The sequence below is a fragment of the Klebsiella sp. CN_Kp113 genome (assembly GCF_040064585.1).
Lineage (GTDB): Bacteria > Pseudomonadota > Gammaproteobacteria > Enterobacterales > Enterobacteriaceae > Klebsiella > Klebsiella michiganensis.
In genome coordinates this window covers 46,514-66,951 of sequence record NZ_JBEAID010000013.1, presented here as the reverse complement: position 1 = coordinate 66,951, position 20,438 = coordinate 46,514, and the positions used below count along the sequence as shown (strand labels likewise).

The window sequence follows — 20,438 nt, the reverse complement described above, 5'->3', positions numbered from 1 at the left end:
CAAAGTTATAAGAGAGCTTCATGATCGAGCATGGATTATTAGTAAAGCATGAAATCCCGAAAACGCCAGCGCGCGTGGCGTCCGCTTTTACACGTCGCAATAATGCAGAAACCGCTGTAATGCCTTGGAAATATGCTTCTGCCGGTGATGAATGCGCCACAAGGTGCGGGTTAAGCGCGGCAGCGGAATCGTCAGCTCCACCAGCGATCCGACTTCAAGCTGCTCCGCCACCACGCGTCGCGACAGGCAGCTAATGCCCAGACCGTGGCGTACCGCGTGCTTGATGGCTTCCGAGTTGCCCAGCTCCATCCCAAGATGAAACGCCGGTAAATGCGAGAGTAATAAATAGTCGACGATTTCCCGGGTCCCGGAGCCGTGCTCGCGTAAAATCCACGGCGCTTCCGCCAGCCGTTGCAGCGTCACCTCCCCTGCCAGCAGCGGCGAATCCGGCGCGGCAAAGACCACCAGCTCATCTTCCAGCCAGGGTTCGGCGATAATATCCGCGGCGTGACAGGGACCTTCAATCAGCCCGATATCCACGCGCAGATCGGCCACCGCATTGATCACGTCCTGGCTATTGCCCACGCTCAGCTCCAGGGGTAAATCCGGCAGATCGCGTCGATAGCGCGCAATGATTTCCGGCAGAATATAGTTGCCGATGGTGCTGCTGGCGTAGACGCGGATCGCGCCGTTGTCGCCGCGAAACAGCTGCTCTATCTCCAGCGCCCGCTCCAGCAGCGCCAGCGCCCGCGGATAAAGCAGCCTGCCGTGCTCGTTGACCACCAGCCTTTTCCCTACGCGGTCAAAGAGCTGCACCCCCAGCTGCCCTTCCAGTTCGGTCAGCGCCGCGCTAACCGCCGACTGGGAAAGCGCCAGCATTTGCGACGCCTGAGTGGTCGATCCGCTTTTTAAAACTTCAGCAAAAACTTCCAGCTGCCGTAGCGTGATATGCATATTTTTTCCTGCCTTTATAGACGACTCGCGATCCGCGGCGTGAGGCTGAGGCCCATCGTTCTCAAACCGCGAAACCGCGTTTTTACCACTTATTTCGATTAATTATAAATATATAATCAATTTTATATTTAAACCAGCGAGTCGTATGCTTTTCCCAGACAAAGGAGAAGGTTATGACAGCACTCACTTTACCGACTAAACATCGCCCATTGCGGCACTTTGCACCTGGACTGGCGCTCACCGCCCTGCTCACCGGCGCAGCGCTGTGGGCCGGTAGCTTTCCGGCTATCGCCGGCGCGGGCTTCAGCGCCCTCACGCTGGCCATTTTATTCGGCATGGTCATCGGTAACACGGTTTACCCGAAAATCTGGCAGCCCTGCGACGGCGGCGTGATTTTTGCCAAGCAGCACCTGCTGCGCCTCGGCATCATCTTATACGGCTTTCGCCTGACGTTCGCCCAGATTGCCGACGTCGGCGTCGGCGGTATCGTGATTGACGTTCTGACGCTTTCCAGCACCTTTTTTATCGCCTGTTTTCTTGGGCAAAAGGTTTTCGGCCTCGATAAACATACCAGCTGGCTGATTGGCGCCGGCAGCAGCATCTGCGGCGCGGCAGCGGTACTGGCGACGGAACCGGTCGTCAAAGCGGAGGCCAGCAAAGTCACGGTCGCCGTCGCCACGGTGGTGATTTTCGGTACCATTGCCATCTTCCTGTACCCGGCGATTTATCCCTTCCTGGCGCACTGGTTCACGCCGGAAGCCTACGGCATTTATATGGGTTCGACGATGCATGAGGTTGCTCAGGTTGTCGCGGCAGGCCACGCGGTGGGCCCGGACGCGGAAAACGCGGCGGTGATTGCAAAAATGCTGCGCGTGATGATGCTGGCTCCGTTCCTGCTGTTCCTCGCCGCGCGCGTGAAGCAATTAGCCCCGGCAAACGGCGGTGAGAAAAGTAAAATCACCATTCCGTGGTTTGCGATCCTGTTTATTCTGGTGGCGGTGTTTAACTCCTTCCACCTGCTGCCGAAAGCGGTTGTCGATATGCTGGTCACGCTGGATACCGTACTGCTGGCGATGGCGATGGCCGCCCTCGGCCTGACCACCCACGTCAGCGCGCTGAAAAAAGCCGGCGCCAAACCGCTGCTGATGGCGCTGATGCTCTTCGTCTGGCTGATTGTCGGCGGCGGCGCGATTAACCTGGCCATTCATAGCCTGATGGACTGAAGCCCCTCGCTACTCAGGTTGTATTAAGGATGATGTAACTCTCCGGCTAAGCCGCTATCATTACCCTCCCCCCAGCGGCTTAACTGGAGTTTTTTTATGAAATATATTGGAGCGCACGTCAGCGCCTCCGGCGGTGTAGCCAACGCCGCCATTCGCGCAGCCGAAATCGGCGCGACCGCATTTGCCCTCTTTACCAAAAACCAGCGCCAGTGGCGCGCCGCCCCTCTGAGCGACGAAACCATTGCTGAATTTAAAGCCGCCTGCGAAAAGTACCAGTTCGGCCCGGGGCAAATTCTGCCGCACGACAGCTATCTGATAAACCTCGGTCATCCGGTTGAGGACGCGCTGGAAAAATCCCGCGATGCCTTTATTGATGAACTCTCCCGCTGCCAGCAGCTCGGCCTGACGCTGCTGAATTTCCATCCGGGTAGCCATCTGCAGCAAATCCCGGAAGACGAATGTCTGGCGCGTATCGCCGAATCGATCAATATCGCGCTGGCAAAAACCGAAGGCGTCACGGCGGTCATTGAAAACACCGCCGGCCAGGGCAGTAACCTGGGCTTTAAGTTTGAGCATCTGGCGGCCATCATCGACGGTGTGGAAGATAAATCACGCGTCGGCGTGTGCATTGATACCTGTCACGCCTTCGCCGCCGGCTACGACCTGCGCAGCGCCGAAGAGTGCGAAAAAACCTTCGCTGATTTCGACCGAATTGTGGGTTTCCAGTATCTGCGCGGTATGCACCTGAACGATGCGAAAAGCGCGTTCGCCAGCCGCGTTGACCGTCACCACAGCCTGGGTGAAGGCAATATTGGCCATGATGCTTTCCGCTGGATTATGCAGGACCGCCGCTTTGACGGTATCCCGCTGATTCTGGAAACGATCAATCCTGATATCTGGGCGGAAGAGATCGCCTGGCTGCGGGCGCAGCAAACGGAAGAGGCCACGGTCTGATATGAACGACAGGGAAAAGCAGATCCTCAAAATTTTGCGGCGCAATCCGCTAATTCAGCAGCATGAGATTGCCGATATTCTGCAGATTAGCCGCTCCCGCGTGGCCGCGCATATTATGGACCTCACGCGTAAGGGGGCCATCAAGGGCAAAGGCTACATCCTTACCGAGCAGGAGTACTGCGTCTCGCTGGGCGCGGTGAATATGGATATCCGCGGAATTGCCGATATTCATTATCCTCAACCGGTCTCCAACCCGGGGAATATCCAGTGCTCCGCCGGCGGCGTGGCGCGGAACATCGCGCATAACCTGGCGCTGCTGGGCCGCGATGTGCATTTGATTTCCGCCGTCGGCAGCGACTTTTACGGCGAAACGCTGCTGGAGCAAACCCGCCAGGCGGGCGTTAACGTGCAAAGCTGTATCCGCCTGCACGGCCATAACACCGCCACCTACCTCTCCATCGCTAACCCGCAGGAAGAGACGGTGCTGGCGATTAACGATACGCATATTTTACAGTCGCTCACGCCCCAGCTGCTGAATCAGTACCGGGATCTGCTGACGCATGCCGGCGTCGTTCTGGTCGATTGTAATTTGACGGAGCAGTCGCTGGAGTGGGTATTTACCCTGGCTAACGGCATTCCGGTATTTGTTGATACCGTGTCCGAGTTTAAAGCGCACCGCATTCGCCCATGGCTGGGGAAGATCCACACCCTCAAACCCACGCTGCGCGAACTCCAGATCCTCTGGGGACAGGCTATCGAAAACGACGCGGATCGCGATCGGGCGCTAGCATGGCTGCACGAAAGGGGAACTCAGCGGGTGGTGATTTGCTCGGAAGACGACGCTGTTTTCTGTAGCGAAGCAGGGGGTGAACGCTTCCGGATGAGTCTGCCGGACCATACGACGTTAGACAGCTTCGGCGCCGACGATGCGCTAATGGCAGGGCTACTTTATAGCTATCTCGACGGTAGCGACTTTAAAGAAAGCGTCGCTTTCGCCATGGCCTGCACCGCCATCACCCGCGCCAGCGACGGTATCAACAACCCCTCGTTGTCCGTTGATAACGCGCTCAATTAACTTCCCGGCGGGGCGTCGCGCGCACCGCAGGCGCGGGGCGCGCAGCCTGTTATGCCAGGCCAATAAAGAACCCGGCAATGGTGGCGCTCATCAGGTTAGAGAGCGTGGCCGCCGCCAGGGCGCGCAGCCCAAGCTGGGCAATCTCCGGCGCGCGCTGCGGTGAAATGGCCGAAAACGCCCCGACAACCACGCCGATCGAGCCAAAGTTGGCGAAACCGCACAGCGCGAACGAGATGATCGCAACGGTTTTCACGTCCAGATTGCCGCCGGCTTGCAGATAGGGAGAAAAGTTGAGGTAGGCGACGAATTCGTTTATCGCCAGCTTTTGGCCAATCAGGCTGCCCGCCAGCGTCGCATCGCTCCAGTCAACGCCCATAATCCATGCCAGCGGCGCGAGCAGGAAGCCGAAAATTCCCTCCAGCGTGGCGTGACCGTAGCCAAACCAGCCGCCAATGCCGCCGATAATACCGTTCAGCAGAGCAATAATCGCCACAAACGCCATCACTACCGTTGCCACCCCGGCGGCAATTTTCAGGCCGGTCATCGCCCCTGACGCCGCCGCCTCGATAACGCTTTTCGGCGGCGTCTCGGTGAAGGAGAGATTGTCGAAAGTGACCTGGGATGCTTCGGTTGCCGGACTCAGCATACGGGCAAACAGAATCCCGCCGGGGATAGCCATAAGCGAAGCGGCCAGCAGATAATCAATCGGCACGCCCATACCGGCATAGCCGATCATCATCGACCCGGCGATCGACGCCATCCCGCTGCAAATCGCGGTAAAAAGCTCATTGCGGTTGAGCTTGTTGATAAACGGTTTGACGATCGCCGGGATCTCATTTTGCCCAAGAAAAATGGTGGTCACGGCGACAAAAGACTCAATTTTGCTGATATTCAGCGCCTTCTGGAAGATGCCGCCGAGAATCCGGATCAGCAGCCCCATCACGCCGAGGTAGTAAAGCAGGCTTATCAGCGCGGTGACAAAAATGATGGCGGGCAGCACGCGGAAGGCGAAGATAAAGCCGGCGCCGTCAAACAGCACGTCCATCTTCGGGCCGACCAGTGAACCAAAAATAAACGCGCTTCCGGCGTCGCTATAGGACATGACTTTATGTACCCCAAGCGCGGCCTGCTCGACCAGCCACTTGCCCGGCGGAAAGTAGAGCATCACCCCGCCAATGACGATTTGCAGCAGCAGCGCCGCCCCTACCGTTCTGACGCTGATGCGTTTTTTATTGACTGACAGCGCAAAGGCAATGGCCAGCAACACCACCATCCCCAGAAGACTTCTCATGATGTCCATAATGATATCCTTACCTGGTGGAAAACCCGGCGTGGGCCAGGCTTTCGGTATCGTTGATATCGGGGCGGGCAACCGCAAACGGCCCGCAACTGTCGTCAGGCTACCTGCTGATACTCTTTGGCAATCTCGCAGGCCAGAATGGCGTTGTTGAAGACCAGCTGAATATTGGATTTCAGGCTGTCTCCGCCGGTCAGCTCCGCTACGCGGGCCAGCAGGAACGGCGTACTCGCTTTCCCCACCACGCCCTGCTCTTCCGCCTCCTTCACCGCCCGGTTGATGGCGGCGTTGATTTTCTCTTCCGGCATCGCGAACGCTTCAGGAATGGGGTTCGCCACCACCATGCCGCCATTCAGACCCGACTGCCATTTCACCGCCATCGCTTTGGCGATCTCTTTGGCGCTATTGAGGCGAATGCTGACGTCAAACGGGCTGGTTCGGCAGAAGAATGCCGGCAGCGCAGAGGTTTGATAACCAATAAGCGGAACGCCAAACGTTTCTAAATATTCGGTCGTTAAACCGAGATCGAGAATAGATTTTGCACCGGCGCAGACGACGGTGACGTTGGTATTTGCCAGCTCCTGCAAATCGGCGGAAATATCAAACGTGTGCTCGGCTCCGCGATGTACACCGCCAATACCGCCGGTAGCGAAGACTTTAATCCCGGCCATTGCGGCAATAATCATGGTGGACGCCACGGTGGTCGCGCCATTTAATCCCGCGGCGACAACAAAGGGTAAATCACGACGACTAACTTTGGCGACGTTATGCCCTTCGCGACCCAGCAGTTCAATTTCTTCACGGCTTAAGCCAACTTTCATGACGCCATGAATAATCGCAATGGTTGCCGGCACCGCCCCCTGGCGACGAATGGTTTCTTCTACTTCCAGCGCCGTTTGCGCATTTTCCGGAAATGGCATGCCGTGAGAAATAATGGTCGATTCCAGCGCCACTACTGGCTGATTATTTTTCAACGCCTGCTGAACTTCCGCAGAAACCTGTAATAATTCAGAGGAAATATTTAATTCAGACATATTCTTTCTCCACTACCTTTTTTACGTTGGCGTAAGATAATTCAGGGTTATTGGTGAATTCCGATGAGAGCGCCAGAGAAGAGCATCCCTGAGCAAACTTCACCGCTTGCGAAAATGAACAGCCGTCGAGCCAGCAGCAGGCAAGGCCGGCCATCATGGCGTCACCGGCGCCGGTGACGTTAACGACCTGAGTTTTCAGCGGCGCTGACCAGCCGCGTTCGCCCTCTTTCTCACTGTAGTAAACCCCGTCGCCGCCCATGCTCAGCACCAGGCGCTTCAGGCCACGCTGATGAAACCAGTCGGCAACGCGCGCGACGTCATCCGTGCCGGACAGCGCGATGCCGCTCAGCGTTTCAGCTTCAATTCGGTTCGGTTTCAGGGTGTGAATACGCCCCAGATGCTGGCTGATTTTCACGCACTTCCAGGCTGAAACCGGATCGACAAAAACGGGCGTTGCGCCGCTATTTTCCATCAGCCAGGCGAGAGCGGCCTCGCTGATATTGCAATCAACGACAATCACCGCGGCATTGCGGATAAAATCATGATGCTGTCTTAAAAACGCTGGCGTAATATGTTCAGTGATGCTCATATCATTAATCGCCACCAGCATTTCACCGGTATTATCAAGCAGCGATAAATAGCTTGAAGTACCTTCCCCCTGGATAACCTGACATTTATCGACGTGAACCCCGGACTGGGCCGTTTGTTTTAATAGAGAGTGGCCATAAAAATCGTCACCGACAACCGATAATAGCCACGCTGTTTTATTTAACAAGGCAATGTTTTGCGCAATGTTTCGCCCTACGCCGCCGGGAGTATATTTTATTTTCCCGGGGTTAGAATCCGCATAGTTCAACGATACATTGGAATAACCAGCAACATCCATATTTGCCGATCCAATAATTACAACGTAATCATTTTCAGGCATAAAAATACCCTCCAGCATAAAAAATGCTATGGCAGTGGAATTATTGAATATCAATAAATAAGCATACTCCCATTCATTACCCCTCAATAAACATATGTTTGAATGTGAACATGTGTTTATGTTAAGCGCGATGTTTTTAAAGTAAAGAGGTCAGCAAGAGGGATTTCATATGAACATGAACAAAATCACAAAAAATGACCCGTATGGTTTTTAAACAGTTTAAAAATGCGAAGGAGAGCACATACGGCAGGATGAGCGGGAGGAGATGAGGCATAAAAAAAGGGCAGAGAAGACTCTGCCCTTGAGAACGATTTAATAGGTCGATCAGGCTGCTTTTTCGACTACCTGAACTTCAGGACGTTTCAGCACCGCGTAGGAGAGCCCTGCGACCAGCGTACCGACGACAATCGCCATCAGATAACCGAGTACCGGCGTAATCGCGCCAGGAATCAGCAGGACGAACAGACCGCCGTGCGGCGCCATCAGCTTAGCACCGACCGCCATGGACATCGCGCCGGTGACCGCGCCGCCAACGATACAGCAGGGCAGGACGCGCATCGGGTCGCGAGCAGCGAACGGAATCGCGCCTTCGGTGATAAAGCACAGGCCGAGAACCAGTGCGGCCTTACCGCCTTCCTGCTGCGCTTTGTCGAACTTGTTACGCGCAACCAGCGTCGCCAGACCCAGCGCCAGCGGTGGAACCATACCCGCCGCCATAATGGCCGCCATCGGCGCATAGGTTTGGGTACTCAGAAGACCAACACCAAAGGCGTAGGCCGCTTTGTTCACCGGACCGCCCATGTCGGTACACATCATACCGCCGAGGATCGCACCGAGCAGAACCGCGTTCGCCGTGCCCATGGTTTGCAGCCAGTGGGTCAACGCTTCGAGGATCCCGGCAACGGGCTTACCAATCAGGTAAATCATCGCCAGACCTACGATCAGGCTGGAAACCAGTGGAATGATCAGGATTGGCTTCAGCGCCTCCATACTTTGCGGCAGTTTCAGCTTCGTACTGATCGCTTTCGCCACGTAACCGGCAAGGAAACCAGCGATGATACCGCCGATAAAGCCGGACCCGGTGCTTACCGCCAGCATACCGCCGATAAGACCCGGCGTCAGGCCCGGACGGTCAGCGATGGAGAAGGCGATAAAGCCCGCCAGTACCGGCACCATCAGCGCGAAGGCTGAGCCCCCACCGATTTGCATCAGCGCGGCGGCCAGGGTGTCTTTCACTTCAAAGGCTTTAATACCAAAAGCGAAGGAGAGCGCGATACACAGACCGCCCGCCACCACCATCGGCAGCATGTACGACACGCCGGTCAGCAGGTGGCGATAGGCGCCAGCGGACTCTTTTTTGCCTTCCGCCGCGGCCTGGGATTTACCCGCAGGCTGATACGGTTTCGCTTCAACAACGGCTTTATCCAGCTCCTGAGCGGTTTTCTTCAGCGCCAGACCAGTGGTGGTGCGATACATCGGCTTACCGGCGAATTTCGCCAGATCCACTTCGATATCGGCAGCCACCACCACCAGATCCGCCTGTTCAACTTCTTCCGGGGTGATTGCATTGCCCGCGCCCACGGAGCCGCGCGTTTCAACTTTCACCCACCAGCCGCGTTTTTTGGCTTCGGTTTCAATCGCTTCCGCCGCCATAAAGGTGTGCGCCACCCCGGTCGGACAGGCGGTGACCGCTACGATGCGTTTCGGACCGTTGGTCGCTGCGGGTACAGCGGCAGCGGCCGGGGCGCTGTAAGGCGTTGCATGGCTTTTGGCCTCACCGAGGAAGAGCTCCGGGTGCGCTACGGCGCGGTTAATATCGCCGAGATAGACCTTTTTGCCGTTCAGCGCGCTGTCGGCCGGCAGCGCCGTGCCCAGCACAATCGCCAGCTCAGCGTCGTTCGGGTTATCAATCAGTTCGAGTTGCGCTTTTTGCGCCGCAGTGCTTAACAGGGTCTTCGCCATATAGGCGCGAGCCTGTCCAAGCCCGGCATCAATAATCAGCAGCGTTTTCATTATGCCTCTCCTGCTGTTAATTAAAGGGTTGTAAGTCGACGCGCGCCATCATTGCGGCCAACTGGGTACGATCGGTAATACCGACATTGCTCTGACTCACCGCCAGCGCGGCAACTGCCGTTGCCAGGCGCAGCGTATGTTCGCTGGACTCACGCATCAGCAGACCATAAATCAGGCCGCCAACCATGGAGTCACCGGCGCCAACGGTGCTTACCACTTCAACGGAAGGCGGCTTGGCAATCCACTCTCCGGATGCGTTAACCCACAGAGCGCCTTCTTCGCCAAGGGAGATAACCACGTGGGCAATTCCCTGCTCACGCAACGCATGAGCGGCTTCAATCACATCTTTCATTTCAGGCAGCTTGCGGCCCGCCCAGATTTCCAGCTCGCGGCGGTTAGGTTTAACCAGCCACGGCGCCGCTTTCAGACCGGCAACCAGCGCTTCGCGGCTGCTGTCAAAAATGATGCACGGGCACTGGCTGCGCAGACGGGTCATCCAGTCAGTGAACGCTTCCGGGCTGACGCCAGACGGCAGGCTACCGCTCACGCAAACCATATCGAACTGGCCCAGCCAGCTCAGGGAATCGTTAACAAAACGCTCCCAGTCGCCCGGCGTGACTTCAAAGCCGGAGAAGTTGAAATCGGTGACTTCGCCGTCTTTCTCCGTCAGCTTGACGTTGATACGGGTACGGCCCTGAACAACCTGAAAACGGTTAGCAATGCCCAGCTCGCTGAACAGCTGCTGAAAACCATCCTGATTGTCTTTACCGAGGAAACCGCCAACGGTGACGTCGATACCGAGATCTTTCAGCACTTTTGCAACGTTGATCCCCTTCCCTGCGGCGTGCAAACCGGTAGTGCGAACAAGGTTAACCTCACCGCGTTCAATTTCCGGGGTAAAACCCACCAGGTCATAGGCCGGGTTTAAAGTAATCGTTGCGACACGTCTGCTCATTTATGCGCCCTCCCCAAGGCCTGCGGCGATCGCTTCGCCAATCGCATCCAGCGCCTGCTGCGCATCTTCACCCTGCGCGGTAAAGCGCAAGCGGTGACCTTTTTTCACGCCCAGCGCCACGACTTTCATCAGGCTGCGGCCGTTGGCCGGTTTGCCCGAACCATCAAGGTTGGTGACGGTAATGTCGCTGGAGAATTGTTTAATGGTATTAACCAGCATCGTGCCGGGACGCGCGTGCAGCCCGTGCTCGTTGCGGATAACGTATTCCGCGCTGAGAACATCTTCCGCAATCGCGTCGTCGCTGGTCAGCAGCGCCAGCAGCGTGGCACCATCAGCCTTCAGCAAACGGTCAGCTTTTTTGTCGAGCAGCAAATTGCTCAGGCGATTAAGCACCGCAGTTGGCTGGTCATCGGCCATCGCGACGGTGATCAGCAGAGAAACCGGCTGCTCTTCGCTGGTAAAGGCGCTGGCCGCGCGGCTGACGGCAACGGCGCTGCGCAGGTTGCCTTCGGTGCTGTCGTTCAGCCAGATGCCCTGACCGAGGTTCAGCGGTTTATCATTAATCGTACGGCTAACAAAGGAAGCATCGACCGCGCCGGCTTCTTTCAGCCGAGCGGCATTCAGCGCCTGCAGGGTCAGCAGGTCGCTGGCGACAACGTCCAGGGTCAGCGTCTCGTTATCCAGCTTCAGCGCTTCGCTCTGCTTTTCACCCATCAACAGGGCGCGCAGCTCTTCAGCGGTCGTCGCGGACTTAAGTTGTTCAGCAACGGAGTCGTCGCTCAGCACGTGGGTCAGCTGACGCAGCAGCCCCAGGTGTTCATCCGAGCTGGCGGCAATACCGATGGCGACGTAGGCGGTTTGCCCTTCGCCCCAGGTCACGCCCTGCGGGAACTGATACACCTGAACGCCGGTTTTCAGTACCTGATCGCGGGTGTCGGTGGTACCGTGCGGAATCGCAATACCGTTGCCAAGGAAAGTGGAGGTTTGCTGCTCGCGAGCCAGCATCCCGTTGATGTAGCCGTCTGCCACGTTGCCCGCGCTGACCAGCGCGGAGGCAACCTGACGAATAGCCTCTTCTTTATTACCGGCCTGCTGACCGGGATGAATATCCTGCACAGATAACTGGAACATGGTTCTCCTCTCCTGCTGAATTGAATCGTTTCAGCTACTTTGAGAAAAAATGCGTCATCTACCTGCCGGAGAATCTCCCGATGACGCTGAAACGTTTCAAGAAGTCTGTACCTTTATTAGCCGCCAGGCAAGAAAAGTTCGTTTTCTGATAACAGAAGTTAGAGATACAGCACACTTTTGCTGAAGCGGGAGCGTCGAGGCCGGGAAAACTTCAGCTTTCTGCTGAAGTTTGATTTTGAAACGTCTTTTTGATTTATTCGTGCCCTGGTACTGTTCATTTTCTGAGTGACGGCGTAAACTCCGCGACTCCTGAAAACCGATGAACGCCGACATGCAAAACAGTAGCGCCGCCCTGCCACGACGCGGGTTTGATTTCACCTCTTCCGCCTTTCTGATCGTCGCCTTCCTGACGGGTATCGCCGGGGCACTCCAGACGCCAACGCTGAGCCTGTTTCTGACGAACGAGGTTCACGTGCGACCGGCGATGGTCGGCTTCTTTTTTACCGGTAGCGCGGTGATCGGCATTCTGGTGAGCCAGTTCCTCGCCGGGCGTTCGGATCGCAAAGGCGACCGCAAGCGGCTGATCGTCTTCTGCTGCCTGATGGGCGTGCTGGCCTGCGTGCTCTTCGCCTGGAACCGTAACTACTTTATTTTGCTGTTCATCGGGGTATTTCTCAGCAGCTTCGGCTCCACCGCCAACCCGCAGATGTTTGCCCTCGCCCGCGAGCATGCGGACAAAACGGGCCGCGAGGCGGTCATGTTTAGCTCGATTCTGCGCGCTCAGGTATCGCTGGCATGGGTTATCGGACCGCCGCTGGCCTACGCGCTGGCCATGGGTTTTGGCTTTACGGTGATGTATCTCAGCGCGGCAGTTGCCTTTGTGGTCTGCGGCGCGATGGTCTGGTTTTTTCTTCCCAGCATGCGTAAAGAGCCGAAGATCGCTACGGGACATCTTGAAGCGCCGCGCACCAACCGCCGCGACGCGCTGCTGCTGTTTATCATCTGTACGCTGATGTGGGGAATCAACAGCCTGTACATCATTAATATGCCGCTGTTTATCATCAATGAACTGCATTTACCGGAGAAGCTGGCAGGGGTCATGATGGGCACCGCCGCCGGGCTGGAAATCCCGACCATGCTGATTGCGGGCTACTACGCCAAACGCTTCGGCAAACGTTTCCTGATGCGCATCTCAGCGGTGGCCGGCGTGCTGTTTTACGTTGGCATGCTAACCGTCCATACCCCCGGACTGCTGCTGGCCCTGCAGGCGCTGAACGCCATTTTTATCGGTATCCTGGCCGGTATCGGCATGCTCTATTTCCAGGACCTGATGCCCGGACAGGCGGGCGCGGCCACCACGCTTTATACCAATACCACGCGCGTTGGCTGGATTATCGCCGGTTCGCTGGCGGGGGTCGTTGCGGAAGTCTGGAGCTATCACGCCGTATTCTGGATTGCGCTGGTGATGGGGGTCATCACTCAGGCCTGCCTGTGGCGTATTAAAGACGTTTAAGGGTATCCCGCGCGGGCTTGCACCGTCACGAAGTGCTCAGCTCAAGATGAAGCAGCCAGGTCATGGCGTCTTCGCGATTGGTGGCGCACATTTCCGCTTCCGGCTTCAGGCTGGCGCACACTTTCGGCCTTAACGGCGAGCCAAAAATAGCGCAGAGATTATTTTGCGATAGCTGCACGCAGCGGGTGTTTGCCGGCTTGCCTTGCGGCATGCCCGGGATAGGGCTGGAGATAGAAGGAGCGATACAGCAAGCTCCGCATTCAGGGCGGCATTCCATAATCGACTCTTCCGATAACGCTTTTAGCAGCCCAGCCTAAACGTTTTACCTGAAGATAGCAAAACCGACGAATTCCACTTGCCTGAAAGGCCCGGCGCGAGTAGTTTTACGCGATATTTTCGACCCTTTAAGTGACAGGATTACCGCAATGCCAAGAGCGAATGAAATTAAAAAAGGTATGGTGCTGAATTACAACGGCAAACTGCTGATTGTTAAAAATATTGATATTCAGTCACCCAGCGCCCGCGGCGCAGCGACGCTGTACAAAATGCGTTTCTCCGATGTACGCACCGGCCTGAAAGTGGAAGAACGCTTCAAAGGCGACGACATCGTCGATACCGTCACCCTGACCCGCCGCTTCGTTGACTTCTCCTATATCGATGGCAACGAATACGTCTTTATGGATAAAGAAGATTACACCCCGTATATCTTCACCAAAGAGCAGATCGAAGAAGAGCTGCTGTTTATGCCGGAAGGCGGCATGCCGGATATGCAGGTTCTGACCTGGGACGGCCAGCTGCTGGCGCTGGAACTGCCGCAGACCGTGGATCTCGAAATCGTTGAGACGGCGCCGGGTATCAAAGGCGCATCCGCAAGCGCGCGTAACAAACCGGCGACGCTGAGCACCGGCCTTGTTGTTCAGGTGCCTGAATACCTGAGCGCGGGAGAGCGTATCCGCATCCATATCGAAGAGAGCCGCTACATGGGCCGCGCGGACTAAACTCCGCGTTTGCAACATCCAGGAGGGCAGCCAGCGGCTGTCCTTTTTATTAGCCCCTTATCCGCAATCTCCCCTCCGCCAAAAGCTGTTATACCAAAAATAGCGAAGTTACCGCTAATCTCACCGGCTCTCTCCGCATACTTTGCGGCCTGACCGTTTACCGCGACAGAATTGCATGATCAAGCTCACATTAAGCGGATAAATAAGGCTCACCAATTTAATTTGTTGTCATATATCTTTACACTGACCATGTTAATTATTGGTTAATCAGGTGTATTAAGAATGACAACCATTGCGACAGCCACGCTGCCGGAAGGCGTACAGCTTCCTCGATACGATCGCAGTCAGCTGCGTTCGCGTATTGTGCATTTCGGTTTTGGCGCGTTTCATCGCGCGCACCAGGCCCTTCTCACCGATCGGGTGCTCAACGCCAGCGGCGGAGACTGGGGGATTTGTGAGATTAGCCTGTTCAGCGGCGATCGGCTGATGAGCCAGCTTCGCCAGCAGGACCACCTGTTTACCGTGCTGGAAAAAGGCGCCGAGGGCAATCAGCCGATTATTGTCGGCGCCGTTCATGAGTGTCTGAATGCGAAACTGGATTCGCTGGCCGCCATTATTGAGAAATTTTGCGAACCGCAGGTCGCCATTGTCTCTCTGACCATCACCGAGAAGGGCTACTGCATCGATCCGGCCAGCGGCCAGCTGGATATGACGCAGCCGCGCATTATTCACGATCTGCAAAATCCGACGCTGCCGCAATCGGTTCCCGGCATTCTGGTGGAAGCGCTGGCGCGCCGCCGACAGCGGGGGCTACCGCCGTTTACCGTCCTCTCCTGCGATAATATTCCCGATAATGGACATGTGGTAAAAAACGCCGTGCTGGGAATGGCCGAAAAACGGGACCCGGAGCTGGCGCAGTGGATCGCCGAACACGTCAGCTTTCCCGGTACCATGGTTGACCGCATCGTGCCCGCCGCCACCGATGAGTCGCTGGCAGAAATTAGCGCGACGCTAGGCGTGGAAGACCCCTGCGCAATCAGCTGCGAACCCTTTATCCAGTGGGTCATTGAAGATAACTTTGTTGCCGGTCGCCCGGACTGGGAAACCGCGGGCGTCCAGATGACCGATGACGTTTTACCGTGGGAACAAATGAAGCTACGGATGCTCAACGGTAGCCACTCGTTTCTCGCCTGGCTTGGCTATCTGGCTGGCCATGCGCACATTAGCGACTGCATGCAGGATCCGATTTTCCGCAGCGCCGCCTACCGCCTGATGCTTGACGAACAGGCGCCGACCTTATCCATTCAGGGCGTTGACCTGACGGCGTACGCTGACAGCCTGATCGAGCGCTTCAGCAACCCGGCGCTGAAGCATCGCACCTGGCAAATCGCCATGGACGGTAGCCAGAAGCTGCCGCAACGTATGCTTGAGGGTATTCGCGTCCATCTCGCTCGGGGCAGCCGCTGGCCGCTGCTGGCGCTCGGCGTGGCCGGCTGGATGCGCTACGTCAGCGGTATTGACGATGCCGGAAATGCGATTGATATTCGCGATCCGCTGGCCGATAAGATGCAGAAACGGGTTTCTGCCAGCGATGAACACCAGCGCGTGGCGGCCCTGCTTACGCTTGAAGAGATCTTCGGCCGCGACCTGCCGCAGAACCCGCAGTTTGTCGCGCATATCACCGCCGCATGGCATCAGCTCGCCGCTTTTGGCGCACGTCAGGCGATTGCCGGCACGCTGAACGCTTAACAATTTCTGCCTTTTAGCGGACAGATCCCCCTTCTGTCCGCGGTAAGACTTCTCTTTTCCCCTTTTTTTCGTCAGGATAGCGTAACTGTTACAACATTACATTTATCCTGGAGAAAAAGTGACCAAAACCAATTTGATCACGGGGTTTCTCGGCAGCGGCAAGACGACGTCGATTCTGCATCTGCTGGCCCATAAGCCCGCGGATGAAAAATGGGCCGTGCTGGTCAACGAGTTTGGTGAAGTGGGCATTGACGGCGCGCTGCTGGCGGAAAGCGGCGCGCTGCTCAAAGAGATCCCCGGCGGCTGCATGTGCTGCGTGAACGGTCTGCCGATGCAGGTCGGGCTCAACACCCTGCTGCGCCAGGGCAAACCCGATCGCCTGCTGATTGAACCCACCGGGCTTGGCCATCCTAAACAGATCCTCGATATGCTGACCGCCGCAATATACGAGCCGTGGATCGACCTGCGCGCCACCTTATGCGTGCTGGATCCGCGCCAGCTGCTGGACGAAAAAATAGTGACCAATGACAACTTTCGCGACCAGCTGGCCGCCGCTGACGTCATTATCAGTAATAAAGCCGACCGCGCAACGGAGGAAAGCCAACGCGCATTCGCCGCCTGGTGGCAGACCTATGCCGGCGATCGGCGGTTCGTCAGCGCCACGCGGGGGAATATCGACCCGGCACTGCTTGATTTGCCGCGCCGCAATCTTGCGCCGCTTCCCGCCAGCCCTGAACACGCGCACGGCCACGGGCGGAAACAGGGCCTTGCGGCATTGAGCCTCCCTGCCCATCAGCGCTGGCGTCGCAGCCTCAATAGCGGCCAGGGCTATCACGCCTGCGGCTGGATTTTTGACGCCGAAACCGTTTTCGACACCGTGGCCCTGCTCGAATGGGCGCGTCTGGCGCCGGTCGGGCGCGTGAAAGGGGTGATGCGCATCGCGGAAGGAGTGGTACGCATCAACCGCCAGCAGCGCGATCTGCATATTGAGACGCAGAACGTTCCTCCCCCCGATAGCCGTATCGAGCTGATTGCCGATACCGAGACGGACTGGAACGCACTGCAGGCCTCCTTGTTGAGGATTCGTTTAAGTTAAGACGGCTATGGTTGCCGTCGTTTACCCAACACACGATAGTTATGATTAAAAATCGAATTCCCCTAATCCTGCTGCTGAACGCGGCGGGTGTTGCGCTTTTTTGTTCATGGTACCTTCCCGTTAACCATGGTTTCTGGAATCCGCTGGACTCGGCGATCTTCTATTTCTTTAACCACCTGGTTGGCGTGAGCACCGCTTACACCTGGCTGCTGGCGATTATCAACAACCGCGCATTTGATGCCTGCTCGCTAATGGCGATGGGCAGCCTGATGCTAAGCTTCTGGTTTAAAGAGCAGAGCGCCGGACGCCGCCGGGTGATTATCATCGGCCTGGCGATGCTGCTGGCCGCCGTCATCATCAATCAGCTTGCCCAGCACCTGATGCCGGTTAAGCGCGCCAGCCCTTCGCTCTCTTTTACCGATATCACCAAAGTGAGCGATGTGATCTCCTTCCCCACTAAAGATGCGTCTAAAGATAGCTTTCCAGGCGATCACGGTATGATGCTGCTGATTTTTGCATCATTTATGTGGCGCTATTTCGGTCGCCGGGCGTTTGCCATCGCGCTGGTCATATTCGTAGTGTTCGCTTTTCCACGCGTAATGATTGGCGCTCACTGGTTTACCGATATTGCCGTCGGCTCATTAACGGCGGTACTCATTGGCGCCCCCTGGGTATTGATGACCCCGCTGAGTGATAATGTCATTGCGTTATTTGAGCGTTATCTTCCGGGTAGAAAAACTAAAAATTAAATCTATCTTTACAATTAATTAATATCATTCATAAGGGATCGTTCTGGGTCCCTTTTTTTGTCCGCGCGTTTTTTCTCATCCGGCATCATCTTCCCGTCATAGTAATCATGTTAGAAATGAGTAAATTGCGTATTTTTTACCCATTGCTGCCGCTATTTTGCCCTTTGCCGATGATTCACTTTTTGTCGCAAAAATACTTATAAGAAAATGCGTAAAACCGCTCGCCATCCCCCGGTTGATCGGGTAACCTCAATCTCGTTTTGCCTCGTCAGCGACATCAATTCAGAGAATGAATAAATTTGTGCGTCAGTCCACAGTTTTATGCTTACGGAATTGTCTCATTGCGACCAGGTAATTAGGCTCTAACACGTTTGGCATTTTTTATAACGACATTGTCGTTAAGGACAACAAGGGATAACACACAGCATGGTCAAATCTCAGCCGATTTTGAGATATATCTTGCGGGTCGCCCCCGCGATTGCAGTTGCGGTTCTGCTTTCCGCGTGTAGTTCAAATAGTACCGCCAGGAATATGCATTCTGAGACGCTTGCTGTGGGTAGTGGCGATTTATCATCACTGCAAGCCTCTCAGGATGAATTTGAAACGATGGTCCGCAACCTGGACGTTAAGTCCCGCTTGATGGATCAATATGCCAGCTGGAAGGGCGTGCGTTACCGCCTCGGCGGCAGCACCCGTAAAGGCATCGATTGTTCCGCCTTTGTGCAACGGACTTTCCGTGAACAGTTTGGCCTGGAACTGCCGCGCTCGACTTCAGAGCAGCAGGATTCCGGAAAATCGATCAGCCGCGCGCAGCTGCGCACCGGTGATTTAGTTCTGTTCCGTGCAGGTTCCACGGGCCGCCATGTAGGGATCTACATCGGCAACAATCAGTTTGTTCATGCTTCCACCAGCAGCGGTGTGACGATTTCAAGCATGGATGAGCCGTACTGGAAAAAGCGCTATAACGAAGCGCGACGCGTTCTGAGCCGTTCGTAATCGTCTTCTGCCGTTGGTTAATCCCTTGGCCAACGAAAGAAATAAAAAAACACTGCCGAGGCGGTGTTTTTTTTTTGCTCGCCAGCCAGGAAACTTCGTAAAATAAGCGATGTCTTTAAGCAGGGATAGAAAAAGCGATTTCTATCAGCCCCCTGGCGCAAATCAACAATACGGACTGACTATATAGCCTATGCCTACCCGTCATCTCGCTCCCCGGCGAAAAATCTGGCTGACCAGCATATGTGTTGGAATAGCCGTCGCCCTGCTGGCCGGTAGCATCCAGTTTATGGTGATTTATCACAACCGTGCGGAGCGTTTCGACGCCATTATTCACAACGTTCATACGTATCTGCAGGACTACTTTCACGATTTGAATCAGACGATTCAGGGCATGCAGCCGCTGGTCGATCAACCCTGTGAAAACGTTGCCTCAGGCTTAACCGCCCATGCGGCATTCAGCCCGAACGTCCGCGCCATCCTGCTGGTCAAAAATGGCCTTGCGTTTTGCTCCTCCGCCACAGGCGCTATGAACACGCCCTTAACCCAGCTCATTCCGCAGCTTAATCTTACTCAAGCGGTCGATATGGCGATTCTGCCCGGGACGCCAATGATGCCGAAAAGCGCCGCGCTGGCGCTGTGGGTCCGCAGCCCACACGGCGGGAAAGACGGTATTTTTGTCTCGATTAATGCCAACCTGACGCCCTATATTCTCTACTCAGCCCGACAGAATGATTTCAGCGGCCTGGCGCTGGCCATTAAGGACACCGCCATTTCCACCTTCAGCAACCAACTTATCGACCCGCAGACGCTGCTCTCGCCGCCCATTCGCCAGACGCAAATCGACGGCCTGCCGCTGAAGGTTTATCTCTACGCGAACAGCTGGCTGGCGGAGAATACGCAGTTTGCTCTGCTGCTGGGCGTCGTGTGCGGGCTGCTGGCGGGGCTTTTAAGCTACTACATCCTGACGATTAAATCGGACCCGCGCAAAGAGCTGCTGCTGGCGATCAAAAACGATCAGTTCTATGTGGTTTATCAACCGGTGGTGAGGTCAGAGACGCTGCACATCAGCGGCGTTGAGGTGCTGATGCGCTGGCGACATCCCGTGGCCGGCGAGATCCCTCCCGATGTGTTTATCAACCTTGCTGAAACCCAGCAGATCATTATTCCGCTCACCCGCCATCTGTTAAAACTGATTGCGCAGGATGCGCCTGTTCTGCAAACGCTCCTGCCCGCAGGGAGCAAGCTGGGGATAAATATCTCCCCCCTTCATCTGCACGCAGGCAGCTTTCAGCAAGACCTTCAGCATTTCGCCGCCGCCATGCCGGCCGGCCATTTTAGCGTGGTGCTGGAGATCACCGAGCGCGCGATGATCGATAAGAATCGCTCCTTAGGGAACTTCGACTGGCTGCACGAACAGGGCTTTGAAATTGCGATTGATGATTTTGGTACCGGTCATAGCGCGCTAATCTATCTGGAGCGCTATAACTTTGATTACCTGAAGATAGACCGCGGCTTCGTGCAGGCTATCGGCACTGAGACCGTCACCTCACCGGTGCTTGATGCCGTTATCACCCTGAGCCGCCGCCTGAAGCTCACCACGGTCGCTGAAGGGGTGGAAACGCAGGAACAAGCGGAATGGCTGCGCGACCACGGGGTAAACTATTTACAGGGCTACTGGTTAAGCCGGCCGCTGACGCTGGACGCGCTGATCGCCGCCCATGATGAACCGGCGAAATATTTCACAAGCCGCTAAGGGTCCTTTATTATTTGCTA

General features: G+C 56.0%; 18 protein-coding genes. 10 read left to right on the top strand and 8 right to left on the bottom strand.

From position 1 onward, the window contains the following. Positions 1-87: 87 nt before the first annotated feature. A complete protein-coding gene (gene yieE / locus ABLV30_RS06830; RefSeq protein ID WP_014839059.1) occupies positions 88-954 on the bottom strand; it encodes a DNA-binding transcriptional regulator YeiE in 867 nt (288 codons plus the stop codon). A 173-nt stretch (positions 955-1,127) separates the two neighbouring features. Between yieE and ABLV30_RS06825 the strand changes: the two genes are divergently transcribed. From ABLV30_RS06825 to ABLV30_RS06815, 3 genes are all read left to right on the top strand, one after another. Then, the gene (locus tag ABLV30_RS06825) at positions 1,128-2,177 is read left to right on the top strand and encodes a YeiH family protein (RefSeq protein ID WP_265801573.1); all 1,050 of its coding nucleotides are present in this window, start codon (positions 1,128-1,130) and stop codon (positions 2,175-2,177) included. A gap of 96 nt (positions 2,178-2,273) precedes the next feature. Beyond that, on the top strand, positions 2,274-3,131 hold the full coding sequence (gene nfo, locus ABLV30_RS06820; protein WP_014230162.1) for a deoxyribonuclease IV: 858 nt from the start codon (positions 2,274-2,276) through the stop codon (positions 3,129-3,131). A gap of 1 nt (position 3,132) precedes the next feature. Continuing rightward, the gene (locus ABLV30_RS06815; RefSeq protein WP_348865582.1) at positions 3,133-4,206 is read left to right on the top strand and encodes a sugar kinase; all 1,074 of its coding nucleotides are present in this window, start codon (positions 3,133-3,135) and stop codon (positions 4,204-4,206) included. Positions 4,207-4,255: 49 nt separating this feature from the next. On the opposite strand, the gene ABLV30_RS06810 is transcribed toward ABLV30_RS06815, so the two are convergent. The 6 genes from ABLV30_RS06810 to fruB form a co-directional block, all read right to left on the bottom strand. Beyond that, positions 4,256-5,506: a NupC/NupG family nucleoside CNT transporter gene (locus ABLV30_RS06810; protein WP_014230164.1), complete on the bottom strand. Its 1,251-nt coding sequence runs from the start codon at positions 5,504-5,506 to the stop codon at positions 4,256-4,258. A gap of 95 nt (positions 5,507-5,601) precedes the next feature. Then, entirely contained in the window at positions 5,602-6,537 is a 936-nt protein-coding gene (locus ABLV30_RS06805; RefSeq protein ID WP_004852691.1) for a pseudouridine-5'-phosphate glycosidase, read from the bottom strand. Then, complete coding sequence (locus tag ABLV30_RS06800) at positions 6,530-7,465, bottom strand: pseudouridine kinase (protein ID WP_025106748.1); 936 nt, start codon at positions 7,463-7,465, stop codon at positions 6,530-6,532. The genes ABLV30_RS06805 and ABLV30_RS06800 overlap by 8 nt, the downstream gene beginning before the upstream one ends. 324 nt (positions 7,466-7,789) lie before the next feature. Then, positions 7,790-9,478 carry a PTS fructose transporter subunit IIBC gene (fruA, locus tag ABLV30_RS06795; protein ID WP_014230167.1) on the bottom strand — a complete coding sequence of 563 codons (1,689 nt, stop codon included), beginning with the start codon at positions 9,476-9,478 and terminating at the stop codon, positions 7,790-7,792. Between the two features lie 16 nt (positions 9,479-9,494). Beyond that, entirely contained in the window at positions 9,495-10,433 is a 939-nt protein-coding gene (gene fruK / locus ABLV30_RS06790; RefSeq protein ID WP_004103928.1) for a 1-phosphofructokinase, read from the bottom strand. Next, entirely contained in the window at positions 10,434-11,564 is a 1,131-nt protein-coding gene (gene fruB / locus ABLV30_RS06785) for a fused PTS fructose transporter subunit IIA/HPr protein (RefSeq protein ID WP_032750633.1), read from the bottom strand. Positions 11,565-11,895: 331 nt separating this feature from the next. Here fruB and setB point away from each other — a divergent pair, with 331 nt between their 5' ends. Beyond that, positions 11,896-13,077 (top strand): sugar efflux transporter SetB, encoded by a 1,182-nt coding sequence (setB, locus tag ABLV30_RS06780; RefSeq protein ID WP_032721873.1) that lies wholly within the window; start codon positions 11,896-11,898, stop codon positions 13,075-13,077. A 25-nt stretch (positions 13,078-13,102) separates the two neighbouring features. Here setB and ABLV30_RS06775 read toward each other — a convergent pair whose 3' ends face one another. Then, positions 13,103-13,354, bottom strand: a complete 252-nt coding sequence (locus ABLV30_RS06775; protein ID WP_014230170.1) for a YkgJ family cysteine cluster protein — start codon at positions 13,352-13,354, stop codon at positions 13,103-13,105. A 148-nt stretch (positions 13,355-13,502) separates the two neighbouring features. On the opposite strand from ABLV30_RS06775, the gene yeiP reads away from it, so the two are divergent. The 6 genes from yeiP (at position 13,503) to ABLV30_RS06745 (ending at position 20,418) form a co-directional block, all read left to right on the top strand. Beyond that, positions 13,503-14,075 (top strand): elongation factor P-like protein YeiP, encoded by a 573-nt coding sequence (gene yeiP / locus ABLV30_RS06770; RefSeq protein ID WP_004122911.1) that lies wholly within the window; start codon positions 13,503-13,505, stop codon positions 14,073-14,075. A 282-nt stretch (positions 14,076-14,357) separates the two neighbouring features. Next, complete coding sequence (locus ABLV30_RS06765; protein ID WP_032750635.1) at positions 14,358-15,824, top strand: fructuronate reductase; 1,467 nt, start codon at positions 14,358-14,360, stop codon at positions 15,822-15,824. A 118-nt stretch (positions 15,825-15,942) separates the two neighbouring features. Then, the gene (locus ABLV30_RS06760) at positions 15,943-16,920 is read left to right on the top strand and encodes a GTP-binding protein (protein ID WP_025106744.1); all 978 of its coding nucleotides are present in this window, start codon (positions 15,943-15,945) and stop codon (positions 16,918-16,920) included. Positions 16,921-16,955: 35 nt separating this feature from the next. Continuing rightward, positions 16,956-17,669, top strand: coding sequence for a phosphatase PAP2 family protein (locus ABLV30_RS06755; protein ID WP_348865583.1), 714 nt, complete (start codon positions 16,956-16,958; stop codon positions 17,667-17,669). 426 nt (positions 17,670-18,095) lie between these two features. After that, positions 18,096-18,665 (top strand): bifunctional murein DD-endopeptidase/murein LD-carboxypeptidase, encoded by a 570-nt coding sequence (gene mepS, locus ABLV30_RS06750; RefSeq protein ID WP_004122922.1) that lies wholly within the window; start codon positions 18,096-18,098, stop codon positions 18,663-18,665. 190 nt (positions 18,666-18,855) lie between these two features. Next, positions 18,856-20,418, top strand: a complete 1,563-nt coding sequence (locus ABLV30_RS06745) for a cyclic di-GMP phosphodiesterase (protein ID WP_064374521.1) — start codon at positions 18,856-18,858, stop codon at positions 20,416-20,418. Positions 20,419-20,438 lie beyond the last annotated feature (20 nt).

What these genes read in the sequence shown, in the direction of transcription:
- ABLV30_RS06745 (WP_064374521.1), top strand. Translation starts at nt 18,856, where the DNA reads ATGCCTACCCGTCATCTCGCTCCCCGGCGAAAAATCTGGCTGACCAGC.
- ABLV30_RS06775 (WP_014230170.1), bottom strand. Translation starts at nt 13,354, where the DNA reads ATGGAATGCCGCCCTGAATGCGGAGCTTGCTGTATCGCTCCTTCTATC.
- ABLV30_RS06765 (WP_032750635.1), top strand. Translation starts at nt 14,358, where the DNA reads ATGACAACCATTGCGACAGCCACGCTGCCGGAAGGCGTACAGCTTCCT.
- fruK (WP_004103928.1), bottom strand. Translation starts at nt 10,433, where the DNA reads ATGAGCAGACGTGTCGCAACGATTACTTTAAACCCGGCCTATGACCTG.
- ABLV30_RS06810 (WP_014230164.1), bottom strand. Translation starts at nt 5,506, where the DNA reads ATGGACATCATGAGAAGTCTTCTGGGGATGGTGGTGTTGCTGGCCATT.
- ABLV30_RS06805 (WP_004852691.1), bottom strand. Translation starts at nt 6,537, where the DNA reads ATGTCTGAATTAAATATTTCCTCTGAATTATTACAGGTTTCTGCGGAA.
- yieE (WP_014839059.1), bottom strand. Translation starts at nt 954, where the DNA reads ATGCATATCACGCTACGGCAGCTGGAAGTTTTTGCTGAAGTTTTAAAA.
- fruB (WP_032750633.1), bottom strand. Translation starts at nt 11,564, where the DNA reads ATGTTCCAGTTATCTGTGCAGGATATTCATCCCGGTCAGCAGGCCGGT.
- mepS (WP_004122922.1), top strand. Translation starts at nt 18,096, where the DNA reads ATGGTCAAATCTCAGCCGATTTTGAGATATATCTTGCGGGTCGCCCCC.
- ABLV30_RS06825 (WP_265801573.1), top strand. Translation starts at nt 1,128, where the DNA reads ATGACAGCACTCACTTTACCGACTAAACATCGCCCATTGCGGCACTTT.
- ABLV30_RS06800 (WP_025106748.1), bottom strand. Translation starts at nt 7,465, where the DNA reads ATGCCTGAAAATGATTACGTTGTAATTATTGGATCGGCAAATATGGAT.
- nfo (WP_014230162.1), top strand. Translation starts at nt 2,274, where the DNA reads ATGAAATATATTGGAGCGCACGTCAGCGCCTCCGGCGGTGTAGCCAAC.
- fruA (WP_014230167.1), bottom strand. Translation starts at nt 9,478, where the DNA reads ATGAAAACGCTGCTGATTATTGATGCCGGGCTTGGACAGGCTCGCGCC.
- ABLV30_RS06815 (WP_348865582.1), top strand. Translation starts at nt 3,133, where the DNA reads ATGAACGACAGGGAAAAGCAGATCCTCAAAATTTTGCGGCGCAATCCG.
- yeiP (WP_004122911.1), top strand. Translation starts at nt 13,503, where the DNA reads ATGCCAAGAGCGAATGAAATTAAAAAAGGTATGGTGCTGAATTACAAC.
- setB (WP_032721873.1), top strand. Translation starts at nt 11,896, where the DNA reads ATGCAAAACAGTAGCGCCGCCCTGCCACGACGCGGGTTTGATTTCACC.